Consider the following 13,308-nt stretch of genomic DNA (forward strand, 5'->3'; position numbering starts at 1 on the left):
AAAGGCGATCGATGCGCTGGAGCAGCATTTCCGCGACACAGTAGTGACACATTAGGCTATGTCGCCAATGCCAATCGATATTCGCCTCAACAGGAAGATTCCCGCTTCAGATATGAAAGACCATGAACCACCGTCAAGTGGTCCAGCATCCCCACATGTCTCTATATCTATAAGGCGTACCTGCAGCAAAGGCGGCCTCCTTCGCTAGAACGACCATTTTCTCGAAATCCTCCACCCCATCGCTGATCAGGCATGCTTTCCGTCCATCTTTATCGTAGAGCGCAAGGACATACCGGACGCCTCTACCCCCACTCTCCAGCAAAGCTATTTTGCCAAGCATGGAAAAGCGGAACTCTCTCTTTCGAAAGAGGCTTTTCACGGTAATGGCATCGCTAGCGATCGTGACCGAATAAGCCATATAGGATCGATAGCCTACGCAGAACGCCAAGGCGACGACGACCTCAACCGCGCACAAGCCGGCGAAATTGGCACTTTCCGACCGCGGAGACGCGAGAATGTAAATGGCAGGACCAACCAGGAGCGAAAGGACTGCGCCACAGTGAAGCGCCATCAGCTCGGCCTTCGAGTACTTAAAGGTCGTTGCCTCAAGATCGACATTGGTACCCCAATGTTCCGAGGGATCCGGCGGACCTCCTTTCAGGGCTCTCCTTTGTCGATACGACTGATACAAGAAGCCAAGGACAAATACTCCCATGGCGGCAAAGAAGAGATAACCGGCAGTCTTGTGCCCACCCAGCCAGGCGGCAATTCCCGTGCCTGCAAAAGGAACCATGCTCAAAGTGAAAACCCGCTTCTCGGATAGCACGCCTCTCTCCATCTTCTCGAACACGCGCAGCATGACCCGCCCCCTGCACGTAGAACATCGGAAGTGAGTCCGACGGCGCTCTAGCCTTCCTCATTCCCTTCGAGTTCTGGCTCGGGGTACATCCGAACCGCATATTTCAGTCGAAGCGTGGTGATGACATGTTCGACGTGAGCTCCGGCCTTGGCTGATTTCACCTGGTGCTTCATGGAAGAGAACGTGTCGATCGCCACTTTCTCTTCATCGTCGAAAATCCAGAACCAAGAGTCGGACTGCAAACCTGACTCGACGAGGGAAAAGTGACTGTAGACAAACGCCTTCAACTCCTCGTGGAAGTCCCAGTATTCACAGGCATATTCCAATTCCGCGAAGATCATTGGAGCAGCGTCCTTGCTGCCAGCCTGCACAGGCAGGACGAAAGACACCGCCAGACGATCATGCCAGCGACGCCAGCAACTTCTGGGCCCTTACCCGGGCTTGAACCACCGCATCGCCCGGATGCTTGCGCAGGTACGCTTCATCGCCCGACGTGAAGCCTTCGGCCATCGTGGTCACTCGACTTCTGATTTCCGGCGAGTCGTATCCTGCCTCTTGAATCGCCCACACGGCGTCGTAGCGCACCCACGGCTCCGGATCGCCCAGCTTCTCCGTCAGCGCATCCTGAAGCCCTTGGACATCAAATGTCTTTGCCCGCCGGCAGGCGCTTACCGCGATGCGACGAACATGCATGTTGTCGTTATTGAAAAGCTCGCGCATCAGCCGCTCTACCACGCGATGCGGATTCGGAAGCTCGACAAAAGCCGATACGAGCCGCAGCTCTTCGATAGGAAGGATCATGGTGCGCTGGCCCAACTCGATCGACGCGTTAACGAGTGTTTCAAAATCAGTACTCATCTGCCCCTTGACCCATGAATGCGGAGATCCCGATTATTTCTGCCCGCTTACGCGCACCTTAGGGTATTCAGTGCATAGCACGTTTACACACTCATAGTCTCCCGAAACCAGGTACTCCACGACGTCCCCATAGAATCCACATGGAACGTGTGACGTTTGTATTTCGTCGCTCTGCAACCACCCGCCCGAGACGACTTGAGTGACCAAACCATCGTATATGTCATCGGGCGGATCGAGATTCACTCGCCAGAACTGAGAAAAGTCCCGTTCGTCCAATATTTTCAGACCGACGACGCCGCCGAATTCGATCTCGATCTGCTGACCGGAAGGGTACGCCAGCAAATGAATCGTGCAGGATCTTGTGTCATGAATCACACGAACGATTGAACAATACTCCTTGATCGGAGCCGTATCAGGAAGATCGCGAAGTACGACTTTCATTGGCTTGACTTGTTCCTCGAAGACAAGACGGCCTCCGGCCAAGCAGCCACATCTAGTAAAGCCTCCATGTTCGATATCTCCAATGGACAATTGGCAAACGAGTGCCTTCTTCACGCTGAAAATCAATCACAACATGCCCTGCTATGTATGCGACTGATACCAAGTCGGCCCTGCGCCAACCCCATCCCAGAACACCGCTATCGCCGCGCAGGACACGCACCTGTAGAGCTTGCCTGAGTCGCGATAAAGATCACTGCTCTGCACAGTCTCGGGCAAGGCATCCCATTGCACGGCCGATATGAGAAGCCACTCCTGATGGTTGGGAATACCTCCGCTTGTGTGAGCAAAACCGCCGCAAAAAGGACATGGGCACTTAGCCATACGCAACTCGCAAGTTCGTTCCAGGCATGATCGGGCATCCGCTTATCGCCGGAAACAGGCCCGGGAAATCAGAAGAGACTGCGCGAATTCAATGCCCGGAGACCAGACCCGAATCCGCGCCACCCAGCTCACCGGTGGGCAAGACAAAACGGTAGGAAGGAGGAGTTCTGTCCTCATCCGCGACGTAGTTGGCAAGTGACGGCGACAAGGGATCGATCAAGCAGTCCACCTGAAGATCAACCTCATCGCAAGCCGGCTTCAGCCAACGCCGTAGTCTCTCGATCTGCCCGCAAGTAAGCGAAGGCACTTCGACGGTGGCGCACGGCAGAAACCGGATCGACAGGAGTTGTTCCAGCGCAGGGATCAGCCTGGGAAAATCATCCACATCAGTAATAGCCGGCCAGGCCGTCAGCCTCCGGTATCTGAACTGGTCCGATTCAACGGATAGACCTGACGACTCCCACTGCGCCTCGTAACGCTTGTCCCGCGTGAACACCCTGGCCGACCAACCCAGTACGCGGTGGATTCGAAAGCCAAGCCACACGGCATCCGGCGGAATGCGCGAGGTGCGCACGCTCCAATCCCATACGCGGTGCGTGGACATCTTGACGTTGAATCCCCAGTCGGGGTGTTCATTCTCTTGGGGCCAAAGTTGCTTTTTCTTGAACCACGCTTCGCTCACGGCATCCCAGTTCATGGCGACACCTCACACGATGCCTTCGGAGAAGATGAGGTCCCCAGCGTCATGGCCAGCTCCGCTCCATCATCGAAGGCCATCCGCATCTGCGGCCAGCGCAGCGCCGCCAGGCGCGTGCGGAATGGCATCCCGCGCTCGCGCTCCTGGAAGCGGCGCCCCACGGAGTAATCAACGCAATGCACGTTGCCGCTCGGCCCCAGCCCCTCGTGCGGCGGAATCCCGGCAAAGAGATCCGTACCGCCCTTGCCGTAGGCATCGCGATCGACCGGCACCGGCCAGCGCCAGTAATGTCCGACGACGACGGGCGTCGCATCTCGATAGTCGTCCCACCAGGCGGCACGCTCGACCATGCGCCACTTGCCGCCGCTGTAGAACGGCTGGCTAGCCTGGCGTTCGACGCCGGAGGTGAGGATACGTACGGGGTTGGACATCTGCTGAGCGACGTTTTTCCGGGCGAGGGCCGGCAGGAACGGCAGGGCGCTCATCGGATCGTCCAGCGCCTCCCGGTGGATCGAAAGCTCGCGCTCGGCCTGCGCCATGGTGCCGTCGCGCACGAGGTCCTCGGCGGTCGTTCGCACGAAGGCATCGTGAAGCTCGGCCACGTCGCGCAACGGGGAAGTCTCGACCTGGCGCACCGCCGCCTCGTCCCAGCACGCATGCACGATGCGCAGCTGATCGCTACGCAAGGCCAGTGGCAGCTGCGCCATGAAGTTCCGGATCCAAAGTCGCTGCGATGCATCGGCCTGCCGCGAGCGGGCGAACTTGCCCTCATGCACGTCGTGGTTGTCGTCGAAGAACCAGCCGTTGCCCTCCTTGCGCGCGGCGCGCAGGAGGTTGAGTTCGTGATTGCCGAGCACGCACTGCGCCAGCCCCTGGTCGACCAATTCGCCCACGCGTTCCATCACGGCGATGCTGTCGGGACCGCGGTCGCAGAGGTCGCCGACGAAGACCAGTCGGTGTCCTTGCGGATGACGACCGTGGCGGTCGTAGCCCAGGACCGCCAGCAAATCGTTCAGCGCGTCGATTTCGCCATGCACGTCGCCCACGATGTCCAGCGGGCCTTCCATCAGCCGGCCGATCAGCCGGGCGCCCTTGTCTTCCACCACTGCTTCCATTCCATCGCTCCGAATCCTTCTCCGCGCAAGCGTAGCAGGCGCGGCGCGACGCCTTGCCGCTAGATCACGCTGGTCTTGCCGCCATCCATGGGAATCACGGCGCCAGTGACATAACTGGCCAGCGGCGATGCCAGGAACAACGCCACATTGGCGATTTCTTCGGGCTCGGCCACGCGGCCCAGGGGAATACCGGCGGTCTGCGCGGCAAGCAGGTCTTCTTTCGATTGGCCCGTGGCGCGCGCCGAAGCTTCCAGCCCTTCCTGCATGCGCCCGGTGCGCGTCACGCCCGGGTTGATCGCGTTGACCCGCACGCCTTTGCCCGCATAGGCCGTGGCATAGCCGACCGAGGCCAGCATCAGCGCGGCATTGGCTGCGCCGCCGCCGATATGCACGGGATTGGCCTGACGGCCGCCCTGCCCGATCACGTTGACGATGGCGCCGCGGCCGTGGGCGGCCATGCGGCGGATCACCGGATCGATGGCATGCATATAGGTGAAGTACTTGGCCTGCATGGCGGCGTGCAGTGCGTGCGCGTCCAGCTCGGCCGGCGGGGTGCGACGGGCGGCGCCGGCGCAGTTGACCAGCACCTCGATCGGGCCGTGGTCGTCCTCGATGCGCTCCATCACCATCTGCGCAGCCACGCTGTCGGTGAGGTCGGCCGGCTCGATGTGCAGATGCAGGTCCTCGGCCAGCAATTGGTGGCGAGCCGCCTGCAGGTGCTCCACCGAGCGGGAGATGCCGACCACAGTCGCCCCCTCCCGCAGGAAGGCTGCGGCGCAGGCCAGGCCAATGCCCTTGCTGGCGCCGGTAACGACGACCACACGACCCGCGAGGCCGAGATCCATGCGACGACTCCTTAAGATTGAGGCCGGGCCTCATTGAAACAAAAGCCGCCGCCCTCGGGCTGTGATGGCGTGATGCCTGTCATGTGCGAAGGCTGATGTCCGCCCCTGCTCCGCACTAAACCCCAGCGCGAGTATGCGCATCCAAGGCAGGACCAGGCGCGGCGCGCACTCCGCACCCGGTCTAGCCGCTCCGCCCGCCCCATAGGCCATCAGTCATGTTGCGATTTTCGAGGTCGCCTATTGACGGGCTCAATCTTGGTGTTATAGTTCACTACAACACCGGTCCACGAGGTCACTAAAGGAGACCCGCCATGAAAGCGCCGAACCTGCTCGCCACGACCGCTGCCGTCCTGCTTACCGCCGCAGGCCTGGCCGCCCTGAACACCAACGTCAAGGTCGTGCCCGTTTCCGAAATCAATGGGGTCAAGGTCATCAACCTGGCTCCGGTCGATGTCCATCCGAGCGCCGAAGACCTGCGCGCCGCCGCCCTGCTGGCAGATGCCAGCGTGGCCACGGCCACGGTCGCCCCCATCGCCGCTCGTGCCGCCGAGAACGGCGCCGCCCTGCTCGGGGCCCAGCTGGCCATGCCCTACTATTCGTTTGGCACCACGCTCGGCCGTATCACCAAGGAATAACCGTATGTCCATCACCTGGAACGACAGCGTCCCGATCTACCGCCAGCTACGCGAACGCGTCGTGGCGATGATCCTGGACGGCGCCTTGAACGAGGGCGACCCGCTGCCGTCAGTGCGCCAGGTTGCGGCGGATTTCCAAATCAATCCGCTGACGGTTTCGAAGGCGTACCAGGAACTGGTCGATGACCAACTTGTGGAAAAAAGGAGGGGGTTGGGAATGTTCGTGATCGATGGAGCCCGCGAGGCATTGCTCAAGTCCGAGCGCGAGCGTTTCCTGCGCGAGGAATGGCCGACGCTGTACGCACGCCTGCAGCGCCTGGGCCTGGACCTTAAGACCCTCCTCAGCGCCGCGGAGGCCCAGTCATGAACGCCGTCGTCACCGCCAGTGGCTTGCGCAAGCGGTACAAGAACACGACGGCGCTGGACGATGTGAGTTTCCGCATCGAAGCCGGGCGCATCGTCGGCCTGATCGGCCCCAACGGCGCCGGCAAGACCACCGCCCTGAAGGCCATCCTCGGCCTCACCGATTTCGAGGGCGAACTGGACGTGCTGGGCTTTGACCCTCGCACCCAGCGCGACCGCCTGATGGAACAGGTCTGCTTCATCGCCGACGTGGCGGTGCTGCCGCGCTGGATCCGCGTGCGCGAAGCGATCGATTTCGTCGCCAACGTGCATCCGCGCTTCGACCGCGCCAAGTGCGAGGCTTTTCTCGCCCGCACCAAGCTCACGCCCAATCAGCGCGTGAAGCAGATGTCCAAGGGCATGATCGTGCAATTGCACCTGGCCCTGGTGATGGCGATCGACGCGCGCCTGCTGGTGCTGGACGAGCCCACGCTGGGCCTGGACATCCTCTATCGCAAGCAGTTCTACCAGAGCCTGCTGGAGGATTACTTCGACGAGAACAAGACGATCATCGTCACCACCCACCAGGTGGAAGAGATCGAGCACATCCTCACCGACCTGATGTTCATCCGCGACGGCAAGGTCGTGCTGGACACCGACATGGAAGCCATCGGCGAGCGTTTCGCCGAAGTGATGGTGAGCGCGGACAAGGCCGACACCGCACGCCGCATGAAGCCGCTGGACGAACGCCAGGTGTTCGGCAAGAGCATCTTCCTGTTCGACGGCGCCGACCGCGCCACTCTGGAAGCCATGGGCGAAGTGCGCCGGCCATCGATCAGCGACCTGTTCGTCGCCACGATGAAAGGGACCTACGCATGAACACGCTCTACTGGCTGGTCAAGCGCGAGATGTGGGAAAACCGTGGCGGCTTCCTGTGGGCGCCGCTGGTGGCCGCCGTCGTGTTCCTGATCACCCAGGCGGTCGTGCTCAGCACCGGCCATGCGATCAGCTACGGCGATCCGCGATTCGCTTTGAATGTCGGCTCGCTGGCGCATTCAGACCCTGCGGCTGCGTACCAGCTGAGCCTGCTCATGGACGTGACGCTGTTGTCGGGCGGCCTGTTCGCCCGGCTGGTGATGAGCATCGTGCTGTTCTTCTACCTGATCGGCTCGCTCTATGACGACCGGCGCGACCGCAGCGTGCTGTTCTGGAAATCGCTGCCCGTGTCGGACGCGCAGGTCGTCACCTCCAAGGTGCTCGCCGCCCTGCTGGTAGCGCCAGTGATCGTCTACGCGATCTCGATCGTGACCGGCCTCCTCGCGCTGGGCATCTTCTCGCTGTCGCTGGCAGCCCATGGCATCGCCGTGGGGCCACTGCTGGCGATGGCGCACCCGCTCAAGATCATGGCCTTCCTGACGGCGTTCGTCCCGATCTATCTGATCTGGGCTCTGCCTTCTGCCGGCTGGCTGATGCTCTGCTCTGCCTGGGCGCGCTCCAAGCCCTTCCTGTGGGCAGTGGTGCCGCCGGTAATCACTGCGGCCATTGTCGGCTGGCTGATGTCCGTATCCGATGTCGGTTCGCTTGGCGAGACCCTGCGGCTGTGGAAGATCGTGATGCGGTTCTTCAGCGTGCTGCCCAGCGGCTGGCCTAACGGCCTGGGCCTGCTCGGCGAGATCGGCGACGTAAACCAGGCCGCCCATCTCGGCCAGACCATCGCCAACGGGCCGTTCCTGGGCAACGACATGCCCAGCGCATGGAACCTCGGCATCGGCGCGGCGATCGGCATCGCTCTCCTGTTCGCCGCCACCCGCCTGCGCCGCTGGCGCACCGAAAGCTCGGATTGACCAGACCACACGGCTGGATCCAAGGGGATACACAAGTGAAAACCTTTTATTGGCTCATCAAGCGCGAATACTGGGAAAACCGCGGCGGCTTCCTGTGGGCGCCGATCGTGACGGGCGGCATCTTCCTGGCGCTCAACCTCATGGCGATCATCACCGCCGAAGTGATCGGCGCGCGACACGGCTTCTCGGTCGGCGGCAACAACCTGCAGGCGCTGATCGCCAAGGCCGATGCCGGCGACCTGCACAAGCTGGGTGCGGCGCTGGATGTCACGCTGATCTCGGTGATGGTGATCCTGAGCCTGGTGGTCGGCATCGTGATCCTGTTCTACTGCCTGGGCTCGCTGTACGACGACCGCCGTGACCGCAGCATCCTGTTCTGGAAGTCGCTGCCGGTGTCCAACACCAGCACGGTGCTGTCCAAGGTGGCGTGCGCCACGCTGCTGGTGCCGGCGATCGCGGTGGTGGCGGGCATCGTGTTCGGCATGCTGCAGCTGGCGATGCTGGCGCTGGTGCTGTCCTTCCACGGCGTCAACGTGTGGCAGGTGCTCACCCTGGCTCACCCGCTGCGGGCCGCCGCGTCGCTGATCTGCGCACTGCCGGTCTATGCGCTGTGGGCCATCCCCGCGGTCGGCTGGCTGATGCTCTGCTCGGCCTGGGCACGCTCCAAACCCTTCCTGTGGGCGGTGGCGGTGCCGCTGGTGGCCGGCCTGATGGTGACATGGTTCGGACTGATGGGACTGTTCAACCTGCCCGCCTCGTGGTTCTGGAGCAACATCGTGCAGCGCTCGCTGCTGAGCGTGTTCCCCGCCTCCAGCGTGATCTACAACGACAGCAAGCTGGAACTCTCCGCGGGCCTGGACGACGGCATCGATCCGCTGGCGCTGTTCTCGCCCGGCCATACTTACGGACTGCTCGCTTCGCCCAATCTGTGGATCGGCGTAGCTGCCGGCGTGGCGATGATCGCCGCCGCTACCTGGTTCCGCCGCGTTCGCGACGACAGCTGACCCCATACGAAAGGAGGCACGTTTCATGAAGCGCACCGCGATCGCCACCGGCCTGCTGGCCATGACCCTGAGCCTGTCGCTGGCCGCCTGCGGCCAGCCCGATCACACCGACACCGCCGACGCCGCCAAGAGCACTGCCGACGCGACGAAAGAAACCTCGCCACCGCCCTCGCCTTCGTTCATCGCCGCCGAGGTGCAGAAGGGTATCGACCAGGCCAAGCGCGAGCTGCCCACCAAGGACATCGACGTCGGCAGCGTGCACATCGGCAAGGGCAATCATCACGAAGACAGCCACCTGCCCAAGGCGGTGATCACGCCGCAGGGCGAGCTGGTGATCGCAGGCAAGCCGGTACCGGCGACGCCCGAACAACACACGCTGCTGGTGGATTACCGCCAAGGCATCATCCGCATCGCCGAAGCCGGCATGGACATCGGCGCGAGTGGCGCCGACCTGGGCGTGCACGCCGCCAAGGAAGCCATCTTCGGTGCGCTGACCGGCCAGAGCGACAAGCAGATCGAAGAGCGCATCAAGCCGCAGACCGCGCAGATCAAGGCCGCCGCCATGAAGCTGTGCCAGCGCATGCCCGACCTGCTCACCTCGCAGCAGAAGCTGGCTGCGGCGATGCCGGAGTTCCGTCCGTACGCCACGATGACGCAGAAGGACGTCGACGATTGCGGCAAGGACGACGACAAGGATTGACCGCCGATCCGCACCGCTTCGGTGCGCTCTTTCGGCTGTTCGGTTGTGCCAGCCGGCGTCTCCGCACGGAAGCGGGACGCCGGCCCGGCCTTGTTCTATAAGGGAGCGTCGTTTCGCTAGCCGTCCACCATGCGCCGAGGGGGTTTCATGGAAGGTTCGTCCGGCAGGTTTTCGTCCGCTTGCAGAGTGCTCCTGGGCAGTTGCCTGCTCGTCGCCGCCGCGCACGCCAAGGATGCCGGCCCCAACCGACTGCGCGGCGACGCGCTGGATCAGGAAGTCGCCCGCCTGATGCAGGCCGCGCACGTGCCGGGGCTGGCCCTGGCGGTGATCGAGGACGGCAAGATCGTCCATCTGCGCGCCTACGGTCGGCGCGACATCGACAAGCAACTGCCGCTCACCGTCGATACCGTGATGTACGCCGCCTCGATCACCAAGGCCGCCTTCACCTACGCCACGTTGAGCCTCGTCGATCAGGGCAAGCTGGACTTGGATGCACCGATCGCCACGCTGCTGCCCAAGCCCCTGCCCGACTACGACAAGTACGCCGATCTCGCCGACGACCCACGCTGGCGGAAGATCACGCCGCGCATGCTGCTCACCCACCGCGCCGGCTTTGCCAATTTCCGCTATTTCCCGCCGGACGGCAGCGGTTACGACCCGAACGGCAAGCTGAAGATCTATGCCGAGCCGGGCAGCCGCTATGCCTACTCCGGCGAAGGCATCAATCTGATGCAGTTCGTGCTCGAGCACGGCCAGGACATCGATGTGGGCAAGTTGATGGAGAAGCAGCTGTTCGACCGTTTCGACATGCGCCGCACATCGATGACCTGGCGTGCCGATTTCGCCGACAACCTCGCCATCGGTTACGACGAACAGGGCAAGCCCCTGGGCCACAAGCAGCGTGGCAGCGTGCGCGCGGCAGGTTCCATGGACACCACGCCGCGCGACTACGCGCAGCTGCTGGCCGGCATGGTGCGTGGCGACGGGCTCGGTCCGAAGGCGCGTGCCGAGTGGCTGAAGCCGGTGCAGCGCATTGCATCGGTACAGCAGTTCCCCACGCTGGATGCGGCCACCACGAACGACAACGACGGCATCCGCCTGTCCGCCGCGCTGGGCGTGACGGTGTTCCAGTCGCCGCAAGGGCCGGCCTGGTTCAAGACCGGCCACGACGACGGCACCAACAACCTCGCGCTGTGCCTGCAGGCTTCGCGCGACTGCGTGCTGATCATGAGCAACAGTTCCAACGGCGAAAGCATCTACCGTTATCTGATCGATGCCACGCTGGGTCCGACCTGCTACCCGTGGTTCTGGGAGAGCGACATCCCCTACGATCACCCCGAGTGGCGCACGCCTGAGGCGCGCAAGCTTCCGCATCCGCCCTGCGTGCCCGTGCGCCATGCCTCGTGAATACCGACGTCCAAGGAGCAAGACATCCTCATGCTTAAGTCACGCCTGATCCCGTTGCTCGCGTTGTGCGCCCTCGCCGCCGGCTGCGAAAGCGGCAGCTTCACCTCGACCGATCATGGCCGCATCGCGGTACGCGGCGGCGTGGTCGAGCTCAGCACCGATGGCGCGCCCAAGGCCACCATCGATCAGGCCGGCGCCCTGACCGTCGACGGCAAGACCATCGCGATCGACGACCACCAACGGGACCTGCTGCGCCACTACTACGCCAACGCCACGGCGATCCGCCAGCACGGCATCGATACCGGCAAGGCCGGTGCGGCGGTGGCTGGCGAAGCGCTCAAGGGCGTCGCCGAATCCGCCAAGGGCGATCCGGATAGCGTGAGTCGTCGGGTCGAGGCGCAGACCCAGCAGATCACCGCCAACGTGATGAAGATCTGCGACGACCTGGCCGGCATCAAGGCCGTGCAGGAAGATCTCGGCTCCGCCTTGCCCGCATTCAAGCCTTACGCCGCGATCATGGATGACAAAGAAATCAACGATTGCAGGAAGGGTGCGAAGGATTGACGCAAATGCAGGTCGGGGGTGAGCGCAGACGAACTCCAATATCGTCATACGCTTTGAGGCGTTGGGGTTCGCCTGCGGCTCACCCCAACCTACGCGACGGATAGCGCGCTTAGCCGCCGCCACCGCCGCTGCCGTGGATGCCGCCCTTGGTGAGCGCCATCGGATCGAGCAGCTTCTTCAGTTCGTCCTTCGACAAGCCGGTGGTCTCCAGTGCCACGTCCATGATCGGCCGCTTTTCCTTGTAGGCCTGCTTGGCCGTGGCCGCACCCTTCTCGTAGCCGATCACCGGGTTGAGCGCGGTGACCAGGATCGGGTTCTTGTCCAGCGCTTCCTTCACGCGCGCCGCGTTGACCTTGAAGCCGGCGATGGCCTTGTCCGCCAGCAGCACGCTGACGTTGGCGAGCAGGCCGATCGATTGAAACAGGTTGTGTGCGATCAGCGGCAGCATCACGTTGAGCTGGAAGTTGCCGGACTGGCCGCCGAGAGTGATCGCCGCGTCGTTGCCGATCACTTGCGCCGCCACCATCGCGGTGGCCTCGGGGATCACCGGATTGACCTTGCCCGGCATGATCGAAGAACCCGGCTGCAATGCCGGCAGCTCGATCTCGCCCAGGCCGGCCAGCGGGCCGGAATTCATCCAGCGCAGATCGTTGGCGATCTTCATCAACGCCACCGCCAGCGCTTTGAGCTGACCGGATAGCTCCACCGCCGCATCCTGGCCCGCCATGCCCTCGAAGTAATTCTCGGCCGAGTCGAAACGCACGCCAGTGAGCTTCTTCAGCTCGCGCGCCACCGCCGAGCCGAACTTGGGATCGGCATTGATGCCGGTGCCTACCGCCGTGCCGCCCTGCGGCAGGCGGCGCATGCGCTTGAGGCTGTCTTCGATGCGCTCGATCGCGGTGGCGATCTGCGCCGCCCAGCCGGACAGCTCCTGGCCGAAGGTCACCGGCATCGCGTCCATCAGATGCGTACGGCCGGTCTTGGGCGTGTTGCGCAGTTCGCGCGCGCGGCGCTCGATGGTCTTCTTCAGATGCTTGAGCGCCGGCAGCAACTGCTCGCTGACGGTGAGCGTGGCGCCGACGTGGATCGCCGTGGGGATCACGTCGTTGGAACTCTGCCCGTAATTGACGTGATCGTTAGGATGCACCTTGGTGCCGGCCTTGGCGGCGAGATGGGCGATCACCTCGTTGGCATTCATATTGGTGCTGGTGCCCGAGCCGGTCTGGAACACGTCGATCGGGAACTGGTCGTCGAACTGCCCGTCCGCCACCGCCAGCGCGGCTTTGCGGATCGCCGCCGCCTGGCCTTTGCGCAGGTGCCCCAGCTCCTGGTTGGCACCGGCCGCAGCGGCTTTGATCAGGCCCAGCGCGCGGATGAAAGCGCGCGGCAGGCGCAGGCCGGAGATGGGGAAGTTATCCACGGCGCGCTGGGTCTGCGCGCCGTACAGCGCATCGGCGGGGACCTTCAGCTCCCCCATGCTGTCGTGTTCGATGCGGTACTGGCTCATGCCTTGGTTTCCTTGACGCTGGAGTGATCGGGACACTATAGGCCGGCCGCCGTTAGGGCGGTGCCAAGTAGCGCCCCGGGGCGGGACGGGCCCGGCCCGTTGTAAAATG

At 63.2% G+C, this 13,308-nt stretch carries 16 protein-coding genes; 8 read left to right on the forward strand and 8 right to left on the reverse strand.

Features of this window, described 5'->3' with window-relative positions; all coding sequences use genetic code 11:
• Positions 1-133: 133 nt before the first annotated feature.
• The 7 genes from ACNR9O_RS10985 to ACNR9O_RS11015 form a co-directional block, all read right to left on the reverse strand.
• Positions 134-859 (reverse strand): hypothetical protein, encoded by a 726-nt coding sequence (locus ACNR9O_RS10985; RefSeq protein ID WP_473680608.1) that lies wholly within the window; start codon positions 857-859, stop codon positions 134-136.
• Positions 860-906: 47 nt separating this feature from the next.
• Positions 907-1,248: a hypothetical protein gene (locus ACNR9O_RS10990; RefSeq protein ID WP_473680606.1), complete on the reverse strand. Its 342-nt coding sequence runs from the start codon at positions 1,246-1,248 to the stop codon at positions 907-909.
• A 10-nt stretch (positions 1,249-1,258) separates the two neighbouring features.
• On the reverse strand, positions 1,259-1,717 hold the full coding sequence (locus tag ACNR9O_RS10995; RefSeq protein ID WP_473680604.1) for a hypothetical protein: 459 nt from the start codon (positions 1,715-1,717) through the stop codon (positions 1,259-1,261).
• Between the two features lie 33 nt (positions 1,718-1,750).
• Complete coding sequence (locus tag ACNR9O_RS11000) at positions 1,751-2,272, reverse strand: hypothetical protein (RefSeq protein ID WP_473680602.1); 522 nt, start codon at positions 2,270-2,272, stop codon at positions 1,751-1,753.
• Positions 2,273-2,627: 355 nt separating this feature from the next.
• Positions 2,628-3,236, reverse strand: coding sequence for a hypothetical protein (locus ACNR9O_RS11005; protein ID WP_473680600.1), 609 nt, complete (start codon positions 3,234-3,236; stop codon positions 2,628-2,630).
• Positions 3,233-4,351: a metallophosphoesterase gene (locus ACNR9O_RS11010; RefSeq protein ID WP_473680598.1), complete on the reverse strand. Its 1,119-nt coding sequence runs from the start codon at positions 4,349-4,351 to the stop codon at positions 3,233-3,235. Before ACNR9O_RS11010 ends, ACNR9O_RS11005 begins: the two co-directional genes overlap by 4 nt.
• Before the next feature lie 59 nt (positions 4,352-4,410).
• Positions 4,411-5,196, reverse strand: a complete 786-nt coding sequence (locus ACNR9O_RS11015; RefSeq protein ID WP_473680596.1) for an SDR family NAD(P)-dependent oxidoreductase — start codon at positions 5,194-5,196, stop codon at positions 4,411-4,413.
• Positions 5,197-5,507: 311 nt separating this feature from the next.
• Here ACNR9O_RS11015 and ACNR9O_RS11020 point away from each other — a divergent pair, with 311 nt between their 5' ends.
• The 8 genes from ACNR9O_RS11020 (at position 5,508) to ACNR9O_RS11055 (ending at position 11,692) form a co-directional block, all read left to right on the forward strand.
• Complete coding sequence (locus ACNR9O_RS11020; protein ID WP_473680594.1) at positions 5,508-5,831, forward strand: hypothetical protein; 324 nt, start codon at positions 5,508-5,510, stop codon at positions 5,829-5,831.
• A gap of 4 nt (positions 5,832-5,835) precedes the next feature.
• Positions 5,836-6,198, forward strand: coding sequence for a GntR family transcriptional regulator (locus tag ACNR9O_RS11025; RefSeq protein WP_473680592.1), 363 nt, complete (start codon positions 5,836-5,838; stop codon positions 6,196-6,198).
• Positions 6,195-7,052 carry an ABC transporter ATP-binding protein gene (locus tag ACNR9O_RS11030; RefSeq protein WP_473680590.1) on the forward strand — a complete coding sequence of 286 codons (858 nt, stop codon included), beginning with the start codon at positions 6,195-6,197 and terminating at the stop codon, positions 7,050-7,052. The genes ACNR9O_RS11025 and ACNR9O_RS11030 overlap by 4 nt, the downstream gene beginning before the upstream one ends.
• The gene (locus ACNR9O_RS11035; protein ID WP_473680588.1) at positions 7,049-8,017 is read left to right on the forward strand and encodes a hypothetical protein; all 969 of its coding nucleotides are present in this window, start codon (positions 7,049-7,051) and stop codon (positions 8,015-8,017) included. The genes ACNR9O_RS11030 and ACNR9O_RS11035 overlap by 4 nt, the downstream gene beginning before the upstream one ends.
• 35 nt (positions 8,018-8,052) lie before the next feature.
• Positions 8,053-9,021, forward strand: a complete 969-nt coding sequence (locus tag ACNR9O_RS11040; protein WP_473680586.1) for a hypothetical protein — start codon at positions 8,053-8,055, stop codon at positions 9,019-9,021.
• A 25-nt stretch (positions 9,022-9,046) separates the two neighbouring features.
• On the forward strand, positions 9,047-9,721 hold the full coding sequence (locus ACNR9O_RS11045; protein ID WP_473680584.1) for a YggN family protein: 675 nt from the start codon (positions 9,047-9,049) through the stop codon (positions 9,719-9,721).
• Positions 9,722-9,868: 147 nt separating this feature from the next.
• Positions 9,869-11,128: a serine hydrolase domain-containing protein gene (locus ACNR9O_RS11050; protein WP_473680582.1), complete on the forward strand. Its 1,260-nt coding sequence runs from the start codon at positions 9,869-9,871 to the stop codon at positions 11,126-11,128.
• A gap of 30 nt (positions 11,129-11,158) precedes the next feature.
• The gene (locus ACNR9O_RS11055) at positions 11,159-11,692 is read left to right on the forward strand and encodes a DUF2884 family protein (RefSeq protein ID WP_473680580.1); all 534 of its coding nucleotides are present in this window, start codon (positions 11,159-11,161) and stop codon (positions 11,690-11,692) included.
• A 109-nt stretch (positions 11,693-11,801) separates the two neighbouring features.
• Here ACNR9O_RS11055 and ACNR9O_RS11060 read toward each other — a convergent pair whose 3' ends face one another.
• Positions 11,802-13,199, reverse strand: a complete 1,398-nt coding sequence (locus ACNR9O_RS11060) for a class II fumarate hydratase (protein WP_473680578.1) — start codon at positions 13,197-13,199, stop codon at positions 11,802-11,804.
• Between the last annotated feature and the right edge of the window lie 109 nt (positions 13,200-13,308).

This window comes from Dyella sp. CR10 (assembly GCF_055814425.1).